This is a genomic window from Acinetobacter nosocomialis NIPH 2119, from assembly GCF_000368085.1.
GTDB classification, from domain to species: Bacteria; Pseudomonadota; Gammaproteobacteria; order Pseudomonadales; family Moraxellaceae; genus Acinetobacter; species Acinetobacter nosocomialis.
This window is the reverse complement of record NZ_KB849239.1, coordinates 2,082,773-2,100,863: the sequence shown is the minus strand read 5'-3', so window position 1 is coordinate 2,100,863 and position 18,091 is coordinate 2,082,773. Positions and strand designations below refer to the sequence as shown.

Sequence of the window (18,091 nt, the reverse complement as noted above, 5' to 3'; positions counted from 1 at the left end):
ACTATTGTAATTATAAAGATTACATAAAACAATTTTTATATTTAAAACATTGTTTCTATTCTTAAACGTAACAAATTATTTAAAATTTATTAATCAATTGATTTTAATGTTTATTTTTACTTTGACAAAAATTAATCAAGAGGATTATGCTTAGCTTGTGTTTTGAAAATCAAATTATGTTTTGTATATAAAACAAAATGAGGACGCAAGGTATGAGTTGGATCTCAGTTTGTCAGCAGGGTGACGTTAGCGAAGATGAGCCGAAAGCCGTCGAAGTTGAAGGGAAAAAAATTGGTGTTTTTTTTGTCGATGAAAATTACTTCGCTATCGAAAATGTTTGCCCTCATGCGTATGCCTTATTAACGGAAGGATTTATCGAAGATCAAACTGTGGAATGTCCATTGCACGAAGCAATTTTTGACATTCAGACAGGTGAGCTAAAAAGTGGACCCGGGTGTAGAAACCTATGTACGTACCCAGTTCGTGTTGAAGGACAGGATATTCAAATTCAACTCTAGTCCTCACATGTACAAGGAAGCAGAACAATGAAGACATTTAATGAAAAGTTGGCAAGCTGGATTCATGCAACGCCAGCAACCGAAGCAGGTATCAACAATATTCAAGTTCCAGGTCAATCTGAATTGTTGGTTTGGCAAACACGTTATAAAGAACCGACTCTCTACGAACAAGACTTTGTAAAGAACTTGATTCAGGCATTTTCTGCGGGCGCAACAGAATTAGATGAGGTTGTTTCTGCACTTAATCAGCAAGGTTTCCGTTGTGAATCTGGTGATGAATGGACTTCTGAGAGCTTTACAGAAGAAATGCAACGTTTAGGTTATTGATTCAGGGAAGAATAAAATGAACGCAATCGTATCAACTTCACAAAGCGCTGAAGAATATTTAGAACTTGGTTTACGTGACCAATGGCATCCGGTTTTAGCAAGTTGGGAAGTCGCTGCTAATCCGGTTGGAATTACCCGTTTAGGTGAAAACATTGTGGTTTGGCGTGACGCCGAAGGTCAGGTTCATGCGCTTGAAGATCGCTGTCCACACCGCGGTGCTCGTCTTTCACTCGGCTGGAACTTGGGTGATCGAGTTGCTTGCTGGTATCACGGTGTTGAAGTTCGTGCTGATGGTGTGGTTGCTGATGTGCCAGCCGTTCATGAATGTCCAATGACTGGAACCAAATGTTTAAAGAGCTATCCGGTCATTGAACAGCATGGTGCTATCTTCATCTGGTTTGGTATCGATGCAAATGAACAACCCGCAGCGCTTGAGTTTCCAGAGCAACTTGCAAGCGAAGAGTGGAGTTCATTCCTTTGCCAAGCAGACTGGAAAGTAAACCATCAATATGCCATTGATAACGTGATGGACCCAATGCACGGTACATATTTGCACTGTACTTCACACTCAATGGCAGAAGGTGAACGTACCGCAGAGATGAAACACCGCACAACTGAAAATGGTTTTGTTTTTGAAAAAGAAGGCCAAACAGGTGTGAACTTTGACTGGGTTGAGTACGGTTCGACAGGTGCAAGTTGGTTACGTCTTTCAATTCCTTACCGTAAACAATTTGGTCCGGGTGGTGAATTCTGGATTGTGGGTTATGCAACACCAATTGATGCCAACAATACCCGTGTATTTTTCTGGCGCTGCCGTAAGGTGAGTGGTTGGCAGCGTAATGTATGGCGCTTCTTATATCGCAATCACTTAGAACAATTGCATTGGGATGTATTGGAACAAGACCGAATTATTTTAGAAAACCTTGCGCCAAATGCACGTGCACGAGAATTCTTATATCAACACGATGTTGGGCTTGCACGTTTACGCCGTTTAATGAAGAAAGAAGCTGAGAAGCAATTAAAGAAAATTGCTGCACTAAATGCATCAAACCGTATCGAGATGCAGGAAGAAGCTCATGGCTAATGTAGCGTTGTTGCAAGGCAAAAAAGTTTTAGTGACTGGTGCTGCACGTGGTTTAGGGCGAGATTTCGCTCAAGCCATTGCTGAGGCCGGTGGTGAAGTTGTAATGGCAGATATTTTATCTGACCTCGTGCAACAAGAAGCACAAGCCTTACAAAAACAAGGACTCAAGGTCCATGCAGTCACTGTTGACCTTGCCAATGCAGACTCTATTGAAAATGCTGTCGCAAAAAGCGTTGAACTGTTAAATGGTTTGGATGGTCTTGTGAACTGCGCAGCGCTTGCGACCAATGTCGGTGGAAAAAATATGATTGATTACGATCCTGAACTTTGGGATCGGGTCATGAATATTAATGTGAAAGGTACATGGTTAATTACAAAAGCGTGTATTCCACATTTAAAACAATCGGCTGCCGGTAAGATTATTAATGTTGCGTCAGATACAGCACTTTGGGGTGCGCCAAACCTGATGGCTTATGTTGCAAGTAAAGGTGCAATTGTTGCTATGACACGTTCAATGGCAAGAGAGTTGGGGCAGTTCAATATCTGTGTTAACACCTTGTCTCCGGGGCTGACTCTGGTTGAAGCAACCGAGTATGTGCCACAGGAACGTCATGATTTATATGTCAACGGAAGAGCGATTCAACGCCAGCAACTTCCACAAGATTTAAATGGAACAGCATTGTATCTACTGTCGGATTTGTCCTCTTTTGTGACAGGTCAAAATATTCTGGTCAATGGCGGTTTTGTCTTTAACTAAGGAGTAGTCAAATGATTACAGGGATCGAGATTTTAAAGTTTGGAGTTGAAGATAGAGCCGCTTCAAACAAATTTTTGGCAGATTTTGGTTTAAGCCAAAGTACTTCTGATATTGAAGGTGCAGATTTATACCAGACTCAAAACGGCAGCAAGATTTATCTATTTAATTGTGATGATAACCGTTTGCCACCTGCTATTGAGCAAGGTTCAACTTTACGTGAAGTCACTTGGGGTGTTGATAGTCTTCAAGACCTTGAAGACTTGGCAGCTCGTTTGGCCGATGTAGACGGTTTTAAACGTACTGAAAATACAGTTCAGTGTCTTGACCCAAATGGCATGACTATTCGTTTTGAACAAAGTTTTGTAAAAGAAGTACCAGAACTTAAAACGGAAGGCATTAACCAATACGGCAACATTCAACGTGTTAATGCAGCAAGTCCTGTTTATGAAAAAGGTCAACCTGTTGCGATTGGACATGTGGTGTTTTTCACTCCGGATTTAGCAACTACTGAAAACTTCTATATTGAAAAAGTAGGCTTTCATTTATCTGATGCTTACAAAAATCGCGGTGCATTCTTACGTTGCCGCGGTGAAGGTTATCACCACGATTTATTCTTACTTAGCGTTCCAAATAAACCTGCTGGTCTAAATCACGTTGCGTTTGTTGTTCGTGATATTCATGAGGTGATTGGAGGCGGATTACATATGAACCGTTCAGAGTGGTCAACCTTTATTGGACCAGGACGTCATCCAATTTCTTCTGCTTATTTCTGGTACGTCAACTCACCATTGGGTGGTGCATTTGAATATTACACCAACGATGATTATTTGACTGAAGAATGGCAGCCACGTGTAGAAGAACATCGTCTAGAGCTTTTCACTGAGTGGGCGATTGAAGGTGGTCTTGATGACAAAACCCGCCGTCAGGTAAAGCCTGTGTAACAGGTATTGCTTTACAAGGAAGAAAGGCTATGGAAAAGATTGTAATTGTAGGGGCGGGGCAAGCTGCAGGTTGGGCAGTCAGCACCTTACGTCAAAATGGTTATGTGGGTGAAATTCATGTGGTCTCAAATGAAAATCAGGTGTTTTATGAGCGTCCGCCTCTGTCTAAGCAAGTACTTTCAAAAGAAGCAACGTATGAAAGTTTGAATCTGTTCTCCCCAGAACAGGTCCAAGAGTTCAACATTCAATGGCATAAACCAGAAATTGCAACAAAAGTCGATCGCGAGCAAAAGCAGGTTCATTTAGAAAGTGGTCAGATTTTGCCGTATGACAAATTGCTGATTGCAACTGGAAGCCGTGCACGTGTACCCGTCAATACATGGCAGTTCATTCCTAATGTTGTGACTTTACGAAATGTACGTGACTGTGAACGTCTGGCTGAAATTTTAAAGAATGCAAAAAATGTTGCTGTGATTGGCGGCGGCTGGATTGGTTTGGAAATCGCTGCAACCGCACGTAAGCAAGGCAAAGAGGTTCATATTTTTGAATATGGCGACCGTTTGTGTGCAAGAAGTGTGAGTCCGGAAGTTTCTGCATTTTTAAAAAATATGCATGAGACCCAAGGTACAAAAATTCATTTAGACAGCAAGAGCCTTCATTTGGTGGAAGCACCAGATCAAAAAGTTGAAGTGGTGAACCATCCTCAACATAGCCAGTTATTTGATTGTGTTGTAGTGGGTGCAGGTGCCGAAATTGCTAAAGAGTTAGGCGTGCATGCTGGGCTCGATGTGAAAGATGGCATTGTGGTGAATTGTTTTGGACAGACCTCAGATCAAGACATTTATGCCGCAGGTGATGTCGCGATTCATCCAGGCTTGGGCTATTGCATTCAGTCTTGGGCAAATGCACAAAATCAGGCGATTGCAGCTGCGAAATCAATGCTCGGAATTGAAACTGAATATACCGATATTCCTTGGCTCTGGTCTGATCAATACCACTTTAATATCCAGATTTTAGGAACGTATCAACCTGAAAAAACCAAAGAAATGGTGATTCGCCAAGGCGGTGAAGATCAGGTGAGCTATTTATATCTGGACCATGAAAATCGCTTGCTGAATATGATTGCCATTAATGACTCGAAGTTAATCAAGCTGGCAAAGCGTTGGATGCAAGCCAATACCGTTTTAGATCCAAAATTATTAGCAGATGCTGAATTTAATGTCATGAAGTTAAAACCGTAAACATTAAATCTGGTTCTCATTACCAAATCGAAGGAATGACACATGAGTAATGAAGAAAAAAGTGGATTAAAGCATTGGGTGCCTGCTTTTGTCCTTATGGTGTGTGTAGTACTGGCCTTTTTCGACAAGATCAGTATTGCGGTTTTATTTTCAGACCCCCATTTTCAAAGCTCGATGGGAATTGCTGAAGATAAAGCCAAGCTCGGATGGCTCATGACAAGCTTTTTACTTGCTTATGGGTTTTCATCAGTCTTTCTAAGCTTTTTAGGCGACATTTTTAACCCAAAGAAAATGCTGTTCTGGAGTGTGACCTCTTGGGGTTTACTCATGCTTTGCATGGGCTTTACCACCAGCTACTCAGGCATGTTGATTTTACGGGTTTTACTTGGTTTGGCAGAAGGTCCGCTATTTGCTTTGGCATACACCATTGTTAAACAGACTTACACAGACCGTCAGCAGGCACGTGCCTCAACCATGTTCTTACTGGGTACACCGATTGGTGCATTCCTTGGTTTCCCGATCACTGCAAATGTTTTAGCTCATCACGACTGGCACTCCACTTTTTTTGTGATGGCTGGTTTAACACTGATCGCTATTTTTAGCATTGTTTTTGGTTTACGTAACTTACAGCTCAAGAAAACTGTCGAAATTGAGGGCGAGAGTAAAGGCACCAACTTCAAGGGTCACATTGCCAATACTAAATTGCTGCTCAGCAACAGCGCATTCTGGTTGGTTTGCCTCTTTAACATTGCATTGATGACTTATTTGTGGGGCTTAAACAGTTGGGTTCCTTCTTATCTTATGCAAGACAAAGGATTCAATCTCAAAGAGTTTGGGATGTATTCAAGCTTTCCATTCATCGCCATGTTAATTGGCGAGGTGGTGGGTGCGTTTTTATCTGACAAGTTAGGCCGCCGCGCTATTCAGGTATTTAGCGGTTTATTACTGGCGGGCATCTTCATGTATGTGATGGTCATTATGACCCAGCCATTATTGATTATTGCTGCCATGTCTTTAAGTGCGATGGCGTGGGGCTTTGGAGTAGCTGCGGTATTTGCTCTGCTTGCCCGAGTAACTACCTCAAATGTAGGGGCGACTGCGGGTGGAATATTTAACGGTTTAGGCAATTTTGCAAGTGCAATTGCGCCTGTTCTTATCGGTTACATCGTGATGCAAACACATAGTTTTAATTTGGGAATTACCTTCTTGGCTGCAGTCGCTGTCATTGGGTCGTTGTTCTTGGTTCCTCTTTTAAAACGTTATTAATTCACTGTATAGGAGTTTAAAAAATGACTACACAACAATTCGAAACGTGGAAACAGCCGGAAGGCGCTTCTTTAGAAGATTGGTTAAACACACGTATTGCTCGCTTTGAGACTCGTAAATATGACTTTGAGGCTTTGAAGTTCCAAGCCGATTACGACCCGAAATATCGTCGTGCTCAAATGCGTTATATGGGTACGGGTGCAACTGGTGTTGCAAATGACAGCAATACTGTACCTGCAGAGAACTTTACGTTTTCGACTATGGTGCTACCACCACAGTGTGAAGGTCCTTTGCACATTCACCACGATGTTGAAGAAGTTTTCTTTATGCTCCGCGGCGAAATTGATTTGTTTATTGAGCACAACGGCGAGAAATTCCAGACCCGTTTAAAAGAGCGTGACCTGATTTCAATTCCACCGGGGATCTACCGTGGTTTGTTTAACCCAGGTCAAGAAGATGCCTTGATGTGTGTGATGTTGGGAACAGGTAAACCAACAATTCCTAACTATCCACCAGAGCATCCATTGTCTCAAATCAAACGTTAATTGTTTGATGAAGTGAATGAAGGGAAAGAATTAAAAATGATGACACTCATTGAAAAGTTAGCAGAATTTCCGGTGAAAACGGTCAATGTTCAAGGCCAGCAGCAAGCTTATCGGGAAGCTGGTCAGGGCGAATACCTTGTGCTGTTGCATGGCATTAGTTCAGGTTCTGCTTCATGGGTAAACCAACTTGAAGTGTTGTCTCATCATTTTCATGTCATTGCCTGGGACGCACCAGGCTATGGCAAATCAGATGAACTTTTAACGGATCAACCGAATGCAACCGACTACGCAAAGCGTTTGGCAGCGTTATTCGACGCTTTAAAAATTGAAAAAGCAATTGTAGTGGGACACTCCTTAGGTGCCTTACAAGCCAGTGCATTTGCTGCACTTTACCCAGAGCGAGTGAAACACTTGGTGGTCGCTAACTTGGCGCAAGGCTACCAACGCCACGATGAACAGACACAAATTCAGGTTTTTGAAAAAAGACCAAAAATGTTGAAAGAACTCGGTGCTAAAGGCATGGCCCAAAGCCGTGGACCTCATTTGATTTATAAACAAGAGCCGCAAGCCTTAGCTTTAGTTTCAGAGGTGATGCAGCAGTTGACTCTACAGGGTTTCACCCATGCATCGTACTTACTGGCATATGACGAAATACGTAATTACTTAACCGATTTAAAAGTCCCATGCACAGTGATTGCAGGGCAGCAAGATCAAATCACTCCTGCGTTAGGTATACAAGAGCTTGCTCAGGAATTGCAGTTGGAACAGCGCTTCGTCATAGAAGATGCAGGACATTTAAGTTATGTCGACCAACCGCAAGCATTTAACCAAATTATGTTGACGATTCAGGAACAATCGTAAGAGAGATTAAGGATTATGAGCTTCCAAGTTGAAGGAAAAGTTGCAGTTGTTACCGGTGGCTCATCTGGGATTGGGCTGGCTGCTGTTGAAATACTGGTTGCAGAGGGTGCAAAAGTTGCGTGGTGTGGTCGCGATGAAGAACGTTTAAACGCTTCTAAGCACTATATTTTAGAAAAATTTCCACATGCCAATATTTTTACCAAAGCATGTAATGTGTTGAAAAAAGAAGATGTTCAGCAATTTGCCAAAGAGGTCAAACTCAATTTGGGCAACGTGGATATGCTCATTAACAATGCTGGGCAAGGCCGTGTTTCAAATTTTGAAAATACGCAAGATGAAGACTGGATGAAAGAAATTGAGCTGAAATATTTCAGTGTTTTACATCCGGTACGTGCTTTTCTTGACGACTTAAAACAGTCTGCAAATGCCTCAATTACCAATGTGAACTCGTTACTGGCATTGCAACCAGAACCGCACATGATTGCGACTTCATCTGCACGCGCTGCACTGTTGAATTTAACCCATTCTTTGGCACATGAATTTACTCAATATGGCGTTCGTGTGAACTCGATTTTACTCGGTATGGTTGAATCTGCGCAGTGGAAACGCCGTTATGAAACCCGTTCAGATTTAAATCTGTCATGGGAAGAATGGACCGGCAATATCGCAAAAAATCGTGGTATTCCTATGCAGCGCTTAGGCCGTCCAGAAGAGCCTGCACGTGCTTTAGTTTTCTTGGCATCACCATTGGCATCTTACACCACAGGTTCGGCAATAGATGTCTCAGGTGGTTTTAACAAACATTTATAAATATTAGGTGCTGTCATGAAAAAGTTGATGATGATAGGTTTTGGCGCAATGGCAGCAGAAGTGTATGCCCATTTGCCTCAAGATCTGCAACTCAAATGGATTGTAGTGCCATCTCGCAGCATTGAGAAAGTTCAATCACAAGTCTCATCTGACATTCAGGTGATTTCAGATATTGAGCAATGTGATGGTACACCAGACTATGTCATTGAGGTGGCAGGTCAAGCAGCAGTGAAAGAGCATGCTCAAAAAGTTTTAGCGAAAGGCTGGACCATTGGTCTGATTTCGGTGGGTACTTTGGCTGATAGTGAATTTTTGGTTCAGCTTAAGCAAACTGCCGAAAAAAATGATGCCCATCTGCATTTACTTGCAGGGGCTATCGCAGGTATTGACGGTATTTCTGCTGCTAAAGAAGGTGGTTTGCAAAAGGTCACTTATAAAGGCTGTAAAAGTCCAAAAAGTTGGAAGGGCAGTTATGCAGAGCAATTAGTCGATTTAGACCATGTTTCAGAACCTACGGTCTTTTTTACAGGAACTGCCCGTGAAGCTGCCATGAAATTTCCTGCCAACGCCAATGTTGCAGCAACCATTGCACTTGCAGGGCTTGGAATGGATGAAACCATGGTTGAGTTAACTGTTGATCCAACCATCAACAAAAATAAACACACCATTGTAGCAGAAGGTGGCTTTGGGCAAATGACCATTGAACTGGTGGGAGTACCGTTGCCAAGTAACCCGAAAACATCAACTTTGGCTGCGCTTAGCGTGATTCGTGCTTGTCGCAATAGTGTAGAAGCAATACAGATTTAAGAAGGATTTGATCATGGCAAAGGAAATTTATATTGCGGGTGAATGGCGATTAGGCCGTGGTGCAGTCATTCAAAGCCTGTTTCCGGCAGATCAGTCGGTTAACGCTGAGCTTTCAACAGCAACGCTTGAAGATGTAAATGAAGCAATTGAAAAAGCAGATCAGGCTTGGCGTGAACCGAGCTGGAGAAACAGCTTGCCGCATGAGCGTGCACGTATTCTCTATAAAGTTGCAGACATTATTGAAGCGCGTGTAGATGAATTATCGAAACTGCAAACCCGTGATAATGGAAAGCCTTTAACCGAAACTCGTGGCTTGGTGATGAGCGCGGCGGCAACTGCACGTTATGTTGCTGCGGCATGTGAAACGCTGAACGATGAGCTCACCACTCAACGTGCTCCAGACTTTATGACCATGAGTGTGCATGAACCTGTAGGCGTTGTGGCAGCTATTACTCCTTGGAACTCTCCAATTGCGAGTGAGGTTCAAAAGCTTGCTCCAGCTTTGGCAGCAGGAAATGCCGTGGTGTTAAAACCAGCAGAAGCAACTTCACTCATTGCTTTAGAGCTTGCCAAAATTTTTGAAGAAGCAGGTTTACCAAAAGGCTTACTCAGTGTGTTAGTTGGGCGTGGTTCTATCATTGGTGATGCCATTGCTCAACATCCATTGGTTCGTAAAATTTCTTTTACAGGTGGCACAACCACGGGTCGTCATTTGGCACACATTGCTGCAGATAAACTGATTACCACTTCGCTTGAGTTAGGTGGAAAGTCACCAACCATCGTTTTACCGGATGCAGATGTCGAACTGGCAGCTAAAGGTGTGGCTTACGGTATTTTTAGCTCGGCAGGCCAAGCGTGTATCGCAGGTTCTCGCTTATTTATTCATAGCAGTCTTTACGATCAGTTTTTAACACGTTTGGTTGAAATAACCAAAGGCTTACGTGTGGGCCATCCGGAACAAGCTGGTGTGCATTTAGGGCCACTGGTTAATGACAAACATTTGCAGTCAGTTGATCGCTATGTGCAACTTGCCAAAAGCGAAGGTGGTCAGGTTCTGATTGGTGGTGAGGCACTTACGACTGGTGACTATGCCAAAGGAAGCTATTACTTACCCACCATTATCACGGGCTTAAATAACAGTGCTCAAACCTGTCAGGAAGAAATTTTTGGCCCTGTTTTAGTCGTTATGAAATATGACAATGAGCAAGATTTAATTGCTCAAGCCAATGACAGTTGTTTTGGTCTTGCCGCAGGCATCTGGACTGAAAGCTATCGTAAAGCTTGGCGCATTGCACGTGCATTAGAAGTAGGAACGGTATGGATTAATACCTACAAAAAATTCTCGATTAGTGCGCCGTTTGGTGGCTTTAAAGACAGTGGGATTGGGCGCGAAAAAGGCCGTTTGGGCATTTTATCGTACATGCAACAAAAGAGTATTTATATGGGGCTGAATGAACAGCCTAACCCTTGGTGCGATTAATAAATTCAAGGACTGAAAACAAATTTTGAGGAACAGACATGACTGAACGTGTAAATGTAGGCGAAGCAATCGCAAGAGTTTTAGAAGCGCACCAAGTTGATAGTATTTATGGTGTTATTTCCATCCACAATTTACCTATTGCCGATGCAGTAGGGCGCCGTGAAAAAATGCGCTTTGTCGCAGCCCGTGGTGAGGCGGGTGCAGTCACCATGGCAGATGCACACTCACGTTTTAAAGGCTTAGGTGTAGCGCTGACCAGTACGGGTGCTGGGGCAGGTAATGCGGTGGGTTCACTGATTGAGGCAATGAATGCGAGTAGCCCTGTATTGCATTTAACTGGTCAGGTTGAGCGTGAATATCTTGACCGTGATGCAAGCTTCATCCATGAAACCAAAGACCAACTTACATTCTTACGTGCATCAAGCAAAGCGGCGTTCCGTATTACCAGCCCAGACAATGCTGTTGGTGTGATTCGTGAAGCCATTCGTGTCGCAACCACTGTTCCAATGGGACCGGTAAGTGTTGAGCTACCCATTGATGTACAAGCAGCAGAGATTGATTTGCCACTTAATCTTGGGCCAGTGAAAGCACTTGAGTTGCCACAGGCAGAGCAAGCTGAAATTGATCTTCTTGTAAGCGAAATCAAAAAAGCAAAACGTCCGATTTTCTGGATTGGTGGTGGAACTTTAAATAGCGTTGCAGAAGTTAAAGCAATTGCAGATTTAGGTATTCCGGTTGTTTCATCGACTCATGCTCGTGGGGTTTTGCCAGATGATCATCCACGTAGTTTAGGTGCGTTCCATAACTCGGCAGGTGTTGAGCAATTATTAAAAGATGCTGACTTAATGGTTGTGGTGGGTTCTCGTTTACGTAGTAATGAAACCAAAACTTATTCGGTTGAATTCCCTGAAAACATTATTCAGGTAGATGCCAACCCAGTGGCTCAGCAACGTAATTATAAAATTCGTAACTTCATTTGTGGCGATGCCAAAGATGTCTTAACACGTGTGTTAGAACAACTTCAAGGTACTTCAAAAGTTGATGCCGATTACGATGCTGCTGTAGTGGCGGCTAAACAAGCTGCCATTGATGCACTGCGCAAGCAAATCGATCAGTACGCATTAATTTGTGATCACTTACGTGCAGCTTTACCTCAAGACGGCATTTTTGTACGTGACATCACTATGTCGGGTAGTACATGGGGTAGTCGTTTATTCCCGGTACAAGCGCCAAACCAAAACATCCACTCACTTGCGGGTGCAATTGGTTTAGGTCTTGCAACAGCAATTGGTGCTTCGGTTGCTAACCCTGACAAAAAAGTAATTGGTTTAGTCGGCGATGGCGGCTTAATGCTTGGTATTGGTGAAATTGCAACTATGGTACAAGAAAACACCAATATGGTCCTAATGATTATGAATGACGGTGGTTATGGCGTAATGCGTGGCATTCAAAATAACTACTTCGGTGGTCGCCAGTATTTCAATGAACTGCATACTCCAGACTACAAACTTCTTGGTGAATCAATGGGTGTGAAAAGCTGGAAAGTCGGTAGTGCAGATGAGTTTAAAACGGTTATTCAAGAGGCTGTTGCTTTTGAAGGGCCAACCGTGATCGAGCTCGATATGAACTCGATTGGACCATTAAACTTCGCGGGTCCACCGCAAAAGAAACTGTATTAACCAGTTTGGATGGTTTAGTACATATGCGATGGGAGCTGCTAAGCCATCCTTTTTTTTAGATAAATTTTTTTGTCTAAAAAACAATAAAAACGAAGTTTTACAGGTAAAACAAATAAAGTTCCAGCAGGACGCTGGAACTCAATCAAGGATGTAGAGATGAAAAAGACTTCATTGATCATGGCATTCATTGCGCAGCTTACGTTGGGGGTAAGCGTCAATGCATTTGCAAAAGACTCATTGCTTGAATGGAAAAGTGATGACGGTACCGACTCATTAAAGTTAGGTGGGGTGGTTCGGTTAAATCAGCGCTATGAAGATTGGGAAGGCCCAAACCGCGGTTTCGGTAAGCTCTATTTTGATATTTTCAGAGTCGATCTAAAAGGTAAGTTTGATGATGCTTACATCAACGCCAGCTATCTATTTCAAGATCAGCAGAAAACATCTATTGAAAAGGCATACGTTGGCTATAACTTAAATGCCAATAACAGCATTGAAGCAGGTCTGGTTTATAAACCTTTTACAATTTATCCCTATCCGCAAAATGGCTGGACCTATCACATTCCATTCTTTTTAGGGTATGGAAATAACATTGCGCCGGGACTTAACTGGAATTATCACGACAAAGATTGGGATGTAAAACTCGGTTACTACCCGCAAATGTTAGAGACCAACTTGCGTTATTCACCTGAGAGTGCAACTTATGATGATTTGGCAGGAAATGCATTTCCATCTCAAAAAGCCTATCAAAATGAAAAGCGCAATCAAATCAATACCCGCATTGTTCGCAAGTTAGAAACCGATTTTGGTAAGCAGGAGTTTGGTGTTTCTGGCGCGATTGCACAGTTACATAACAAAGTGACCGATAAAGACGGCAAATATTATGCAGTCGGTTTGCATACCGAAAACAACTACAATCGCTTTAATTTACAAAGTTCTGTCATTCACTATCAATATGATGCTAAAAACCCAGATGGTGTAAATAATGACATGACTTTAATGGGCAATAATGGCTTTACACCTGCTTATTTCATTGCTTCAGAAGGTACGATTGCCAGTTTAAACCTTGCTTATACGTTACCTGTGACCAATATGGGCAAGCTAAAAGCCATTAAGTTTTATAATGACTATAGTTATCTCGATAAAAAACGTGATGATTGGTCAGACTCGCAAATGAACACTACAGGCATGATGTTTATTGCTTCGCCATTTATGGTTTGGGCAGACTATACGTGGGGTAAAAACTCTAACATTATTGGTGGCTCGACCAACTCAACAGGGTATACCTCTGCCACTTCACCCAACAGTGATAAATGGCTATACCGTATTAACTTTAATATCGGGTTTACTTTCTAAAGTAAGCAGTATTAAAAAACCACGCAATCGGCGTGGTTTTTTTATTTAATAAGTGAAAATTTTTAATACCTGTTTTTTTCAAACTTATTCCAAAACACAAAGGCAGTTACAAAGGCCAAAATAGTTAGCGCGAAAATATAATACATCGCACCAATATCACTATATTGGCTGAGCCAATGAACTAAAGGCAGGGTCATACCACCAACAATTGCATAAGACAAATTATAAGAAAACGAAATGCCAGAGAAGCGAACAGGCGCGGGGAACATTTTAACCATACTGCTCGACACCATGCCGACAGTACCTGAGCATAGACCCAGCAACATATATAAACCAAAAATGGTTGAATGTGCGGCATGGCCTAAACTGTTATAAAAAACTGCCGCTGTAAGTGCCACAGCAAGCGCACCGATCATCATGACTTTGCCACAACCAAAACGGTCAGCAAAATAACCTGCCAAAATACAGCCGACCATTTGCATGATAATGGCTGCACTTTGCATTTCAAACGTCTGTGCACGATCAAAACCAAATGAACCAATCAACAAATTTGGCATGGCTAAAATCACTACCACCACACAGCCCGTTAAAAACCATGTAAATAACATGCCAATCGCAACGGCTGTTTTATGCGTTTTTAAGACTTGTTTTACAGGCATTTCTTTTGAAATTTCTTTACGTGCCTGCATGGCTTTAAATACAGGTGTTTCTTTTAAATACGTTCTTAAATAAAGTGCAACTAGACCAAAAATACCACCTGCAATAAAAGGTATACGCCAAGCCCAGTCATGGATTTGTGCTTCACTAAAATTCAGTGAAATCCATAAAGACATCAGTGCACCCAGTAAAATTCCTAGAGAAAGCCCAGCGGTGAGTAACCCATTTGCCAGTCCGATTTTTCTCTCAGGGACGTGTTCCGATACAAAGGTCCATGCAGCTGGAATTTCCCCCCCAATCGCAATCCCTTGCACCACACGCATAAGCAATAAAAGTAGCGGTGCCAAATATCCGATATTTTCAAAGGTGGGCAAAATCCCGATAAACAGGGTAGGCAGTGCCATCAGCAAAATTGAAAGCGAAAAGAGCTTCTTACGCCCAACCAAGTCACCAAAATGGGCCATGACAACTCCACCTAAAGGGCGGAAAAAGTAACCTGCTGCAAAAATGCCGTAAGTGTTGAGCATGGCCCAAAACGGACTAAGCGTACTTGGAAAAAAGAGGTCGGAAATGATTTTTGCGTAAAATACATAAATCACAAAATCGTAAAACTCTAAAGCGCCACCTAGTGAAGAAAGGGCGAGGGTTCGTTTATCTTCTTTAGTGAGGTAGTTCGCGTCCTGCAAAGTTAATTCCTGATCCATTTTTTACTTAATTGTTGTAATTGAAGTTAGGATATTAATGGAAAAGTGAAATAAAAGTAAATGGAGGAAATTTGTTCTATAGGGATATGTGGATTTTACTTAGTAAGCTAAAAAAGCTTTAAAACAAAAAACGCTTTAGATAAAACAAAAACAGATGTAGGAATGGCTTTTCTTTTGAGCTATTCAGCGACACAATAAAACTTGTCATAGCCAGTTTAATGAGAGATTCAAAGGATGAGCGTAGTTTTACCTGTCGCGAAGCGCGGTGAAGATATTTTGAAATTAATCGCGGCTCCTGTTTCGGCAAATGAGCTAAACAGTAATTGGCTTTATCAGCTTGCTGACGCTATGCATGCAACAATGCTTGAGCGTAATGGGGTTGGGATTGCAGCACCGCAAGTTTATATCTCTAAACGCGTCATTATTGTGGCATCTCGACCAAATCCACGCTATCCGGATGCACCTGAAATGGATGCTGTGGTTATGGTAAATCCTGAAATTTTAGAGTTCTCAAACGAAGTTTGTTTAGGTGAAGAAGGCTGCTTAAGTGTGCCAGACGAACGTGGACAAGTTGAACGCGCAGAAATGGTTAAGGTGAAATACTTAACACTTCAGGGTGAGACGATTGAAAGCGTTTTTCATGGTTTTCCTGCTCGTATTGTTCAACATGAAATTGATCATTTAAATGGGATCTTGTTTGTAGAAAGAATAAGCTAACCATCTCTTTAAAGTTTTGAAAAACCTATAATGAGCTTGAAATGGGGAAGTTATAGGAATTACAATACTTATAGCGTGATATTTAAATCATTACAAAAGATATAATTTTAATATTATCAGCAGGCTGTGCTGAAATTTTGCGCGATGTTGTAAATCTCCTCATTTAAGGTTACTGACCATGAAAACCCCTCTCCCAGATTATTTGGCAAATGTTATAGAAGCCTGTGACGTCGATAACAGTGGTCATCTCGCCGATTATATTCCTGAGTTGGCAAATGCAAACCCAAATCGATTAGCTTTAGCAATGTCTACGGTAGATGGGGAAATTTATTCGGTCGGCGATGATGATGTTGAGTTCACCATACAATCGATTTCTAAACCTTTTGTATATGCCTACGTTTTGCAACAACTTGGCATTGATGCAGTACTCGCGAAAGTAGGGGTGGAGCCTTCAGGGGAAGCCTTTAATGAAATTTCATTGGGTAAAGACGGCCGACCAAAAAATCCAATGATTAACTCTGGCGCAATTACTGTACATTCCTTGATTCAGGTCAAACATGGTTTGCATAGCGCAGAAATTCTACGCCGTTTTATGAGCGAGCTTGCAGGCCGCGAATTAAGTTTTGATGAGTCTGTTTATGATTCAGAAGTCAAAACAGCCTACCGTAATCTTTCGATCGGTTATATGTTGCGAACGGTGGGGATTTTAGAAACTGACCCAGTCGATATTGTGAATGGGTACATTCGCCAATGTGCAATTATGGTTACAGTGAAAGACTTGGTACGCATGGGCAGTGTGCTTGCCAATGGTGGGGTCGATCCTAAAACTGGAAAGCGCTTATTAAACCGCTCTGTGGTTAGACAAGTACTTAGTGTCATGATGAGCTGCGGTATGTATGATGCTGCGGGTGACTGGCTTTCAACTGTAGGTATTCCTGCTAAAAGTGGTGTAGCAGGTGGTATCTTGGGCGTGCTACCTGGTCAGGTCAGTATGGCTGCTTTTTCACCTCGACTAGATGAGCATGGTCATAGTGTTCGAGGTATCGATATTTTAGAACGATTATCTCGTGACATGGGGTTACACCTCATGGAAGGAACACCTTCTGCACAAACCATTGTACAAAGCCATTATCGCACTGGAAAAGATGCATCATTGAGTGTGTATGTGCTGCGTGGTGTGTTGAAGTTTACTGAAGCTGAAATGTTATTGCGTATTTTACAAGACGAGACAATTGATCAAAGCACAATCGTCATTGATTTAACCCAGATTTCACTTATCCACGATGTGGGTAAACGTATGTTTTTAGAAGGCTTAGATCGTTTAATTGATGATGGACATACACTTGTTCTAGTCGATCCAGAACAGCGCCTAGATCATGCGAGAACTGGTAAAGACAGAGAACTTCATGTTTATCACGATTTCGATGATTTGCTCGAAAAGCATGACCTCCCTGCAAAAAAAAAGACTTATAGCGACATCGCGGCACTTCTAAATTGCTGAGGTGTTTTTCCTAGATGTCGCTTAAACATCGCACTGAACGCGCTGGGGTTTGTATACCCCAGTGACTCTGAAATTTGAGAAATAGATTCACCATTCGCGATTTTACTCAAGGCAAGTGCAATATGCATTTGCTGTATCCATGCCCGATAAGATAGCCCGGTTTCTTTCTGGAACATACGCATTAAAGTTCTAGAACTCGTGCCAATATCATCAGCCCAATCTGTTAAATCTTTTGAACTGTCAGGTATATGTAATAACTCTTGGCAAATTTTTAAGAGTCTTTTGTCTTTCGGCCACGGAATCTGGATAGGCAACAAATTGGCCCGATGTATTTCTTCAAAAATCAAAATTTGTAAAGAACGGGAAAGCTCTTGAGAGGTCGCTGTATTTGGAATTTTCTCTCGTTCAATTTCATTTAAACGTATTAAAAGTTCATGCAACAGGTTACTCACCCGAATAATAAAGCAATGTTGTCCCATTAGAGCGGCTGCATTTACTTCAACCAATGCCGTATTTAACTTCACGTGACTCAGTGAAATCACACTGTGCTCTACATGTGCTGGAATCCATAACGCACACATGGGTGGCACAATCCACACATTATTCGGTGTGAAAACCTGAATAGTTCCAGTAGATGCATATAAAAACTGCGCACGTGTATGCGTATGGGTTGGGGTGATTTCTCGGTAAGAATGCTCGGAAGATAGCCCAATCACCAGTTCAGACAAATCGGACTGAATAAGAGAATCGGACATAAATTATCCTAGGAATTGTCACTTATACGATGATTATTGGAAGATAACTTTATAAGCGACAATTTACAATAAGCATCTCATTTAAAAA

General features: G+C 42.1%; 18 protein-coding genes. 16 read left to right on the top strand and 2 right to left on the bottom strand.

Going from position 1 to position 18,091, the window contains the following annotated elements:
• Nucleotides 1–212: 212 nt before the first annotated feature.
• From F984_RS13665 to F984_RS13600, 14 genes are all read left to right on the top strand, one after another.
• A complete protein-coding gene (locus F984_RS13665; RefSeq protein ID WP_000118514.1) occupies nucleotides 213–518 on the top strand; it encodes a non-heme iron oxygenase ferredoxin subunit in 306 nt (101 codons plus the stop codon).
• Between the two features lie 27 nt (nucleotides 519–545).
• Entirely contained in the window at nucleotides 546–845 is a 300-nt protein-coding gene (locus tag F984_RS13660) for a recombinase-like helix-turn-helix domain-containing protein (RefSeq protein ID WP_000847096.1), read from the top strand.
• 16 nt (nucleotides 846–861) lie between these two features.
• Nucleotides 862–1,929, top strand: a complete 1,068-nt coding sequence (locus F984_RS13655; protein ID WP_002132629.1) for an aromatic ring-hydroxylating oxygenase subunit alpha — start codon at nucleotides 862–864, stop codon at nucleotides 1,927–1,929.
• Nucleotides 1,922–2,686 carry an SDR family oxidoreductase gene (locus F984_RS13650; protein WP_004710144.1) on the top strand — a complete coding sequence of 255 codons (765 nt, stop codon included), beginning with the start codon at nucleotides 1,922–1,924 and terminating at the stop codon, nucleotides 2,684–2,686. Before F984_RS13655 ends, F984_RS13650 begins: the two co-directional genes overlap by 8 nt.
• Before the next feature lie 11 nt (nucleotides 2,687–2,697).
• A complete protein-coding gene (locus F984_RS13645) occupies nucleotides 2,698–3,627 on the top strand; it encodes a VOC family protein (RefSeq protein WP_000627784.1) in 930 nt (309 codons plus the stop codon).
• 29 nt (nucleotides 3,628–3,656) lie between these two features.
• Nucleotides 3,657–4,868 (top strand): NAD(P)/FAD-dependent oxidoreductase, encoded by a 1,212-nt coding sequence (locus F984_RS13640; RefSeq protein ID WP_004710141.1) that lies wholly within the window; start codon nucleotides 3,657–3,659, stop codon nucleotides 4,866–4,868.
• A gap of 42 nt (nucleotides 4,869–4,910) precedes the next feature.
• The gene (locus F984_RS13635) at nucleotides 4,911–6,134 is read left to right on the top strand and encodes an MFS transporter (RefSeq protein WP_004710138.1); all 1,224 of its coding nucleotides are present in this window, start codon (nucleotides 4,911–4,913) and stop codon (nucleotides 6,132–6,134) included.
• Nucleotides 6,135–6,157: 23 nt separating this feature from the next.
• Nucleotides 6,158–6,679 carry a cupin domain-containing protein gene (locus F984_RS13630; RefSeq protein WP_004710136.1) on the top strand — a complete coding sequence of 174 codons (522 nt, stop codon included), beginning with the start codon at nucleotides 6,158–6,160 and terminating at the stop codon, nucleotides 6,677–6,679.
• A gap of 36 nt (nucleotides 6,680–6,715) precedes the next feature.
• Nucleotides 6,716–7,540, top strand: a complete 825-nt coding sequence (locus F984_RS13625; protein ID WP_004710133.1) for an alpha/beta fold hydrolase — start codon at nucleotides 6,716–6,718, stop codon at nucleotides 7,538–7,540.
• A 15-nt stretch (nucleotides 7,541–7,555) separates the two neighbouring features.
• A complete protein-coding gene (locus F984_RS13620; protein ID WP_004710129.1) occupies nucleotides 7,556–8,350 on the top strand; it encodes an SDR family oxidoreductase in 795 nt (264 codons plus the stop codon).
• A 15-nt stretch (nucleotides 8,351–8,365) separates the two neighbouring features.
• A complete protein-coding gene (locus tag F984_RS13615) occupies nucleotides 8,366–9,157 on the top strand; it encodes an aspartate dehydrogenase (RefSeq protein ID WP_000735778.1) in 792 nt (263 codons plus the stop codon).
• 13 nt (nucleotides 9,158–9,170) lie between these two features.
• A complete protein-coding gene (locus F984_RS13610; RefSeq protein WP_001040543.1) occupies nucleotides 9,171–10,637 on the top strand; it encodes an aldehyde dehydrogenase in 1,467 nt (488 codons plus the stop codon).
• A 38-nt stretch (nucleotides 10,638–10,675) separates the two neighbouring features.
• Nucleotides 10,676–12,316 carry a thiamine pyrophosphate-binding protein gene (locus tag F984_RS13605; RefSeq protein WP_004710125.1) on the top strand — a complete coding sequence of 547 codons (1,641 nt, stop codon included), beginning with the start codon at nucleotides 10,676–10,678 and terminating at the stop codon, nucleotides 12,314–12,316.
• Nucleotides 12,317–12,472: 156 nt separating this feature from the next.
• Nucleotides 12,473–13,669: a hypothetical protein gene (locus F984_RS13600; protein WP_004710123.1), complete on the top strand. Its 1,197-nt coding sequence runs from the start codon at nucleotides 12,473–12,475 to the stop codon at nucleotides 13,667–13,669.
• Nucleotides 13,670–13,731: 62 nt separating this feature from the next.
• Here the strand turns inward: F984_RS13600 and F984_RS13595 are convergent, their stop codons facing one another.
• Entirely contained in the window at nucleotides 13,732–15,030 is a 1,299-nt protein-coding gene (locus F984_RS13595) for an MFS transporter (RefSeq protein ID WP_004710120.1), read from the bottom strand.
• 234 nt (nucleotides 15,031–15,264) lie between these two features.
• On the opposite strand from F984_RS13595, the gene def reads away from it, so the two are divergent.
• Nucleotides 15,265–15,747 (top strand): peptide deformylase, encoded by a 483-nt coding sequence (gene def, locus F984_RS13590; RefSeq protein ID WP_004710118.1) that lies wholly within the window; start codon nucleotides 15,265–15,267, stop codon nucleotides 15,745–15,747.
• A gap of 178 nt (nucleotides 15,748–15,925) precedes the next feature.
• Nucleotides 15,926–17,248, top strand: coding sequence for a glutaminase (locus F984_RS13585; protein WP_002054468.1), 1,323 nt, complete (start codon nucleotides 15,926–15,928; stop codon nucleotides 17,246–17,248).
• On the opposite strand, the gene F984_RS13580 is transcribed toward F984_RS13585, so the two are convergent.
• On the bottom strand, nucleotides 17,215–18,003 hold the full coding sequence (locus tag F984_RS13580) for an AraC family transcriptional regulator (protein WP_004710117.1): 789 nt from the start codon (nucleotides 18,001–18,003) through the stop codon (nucleotides 17,215–17,217). The two genes, F984_RS13585 and F984_RS13580, sit on opposite strands and share 34 nt — an antisense overlap.
• Nucleotides 18,004–18,091: the final 88 nt, after the last annotated feature.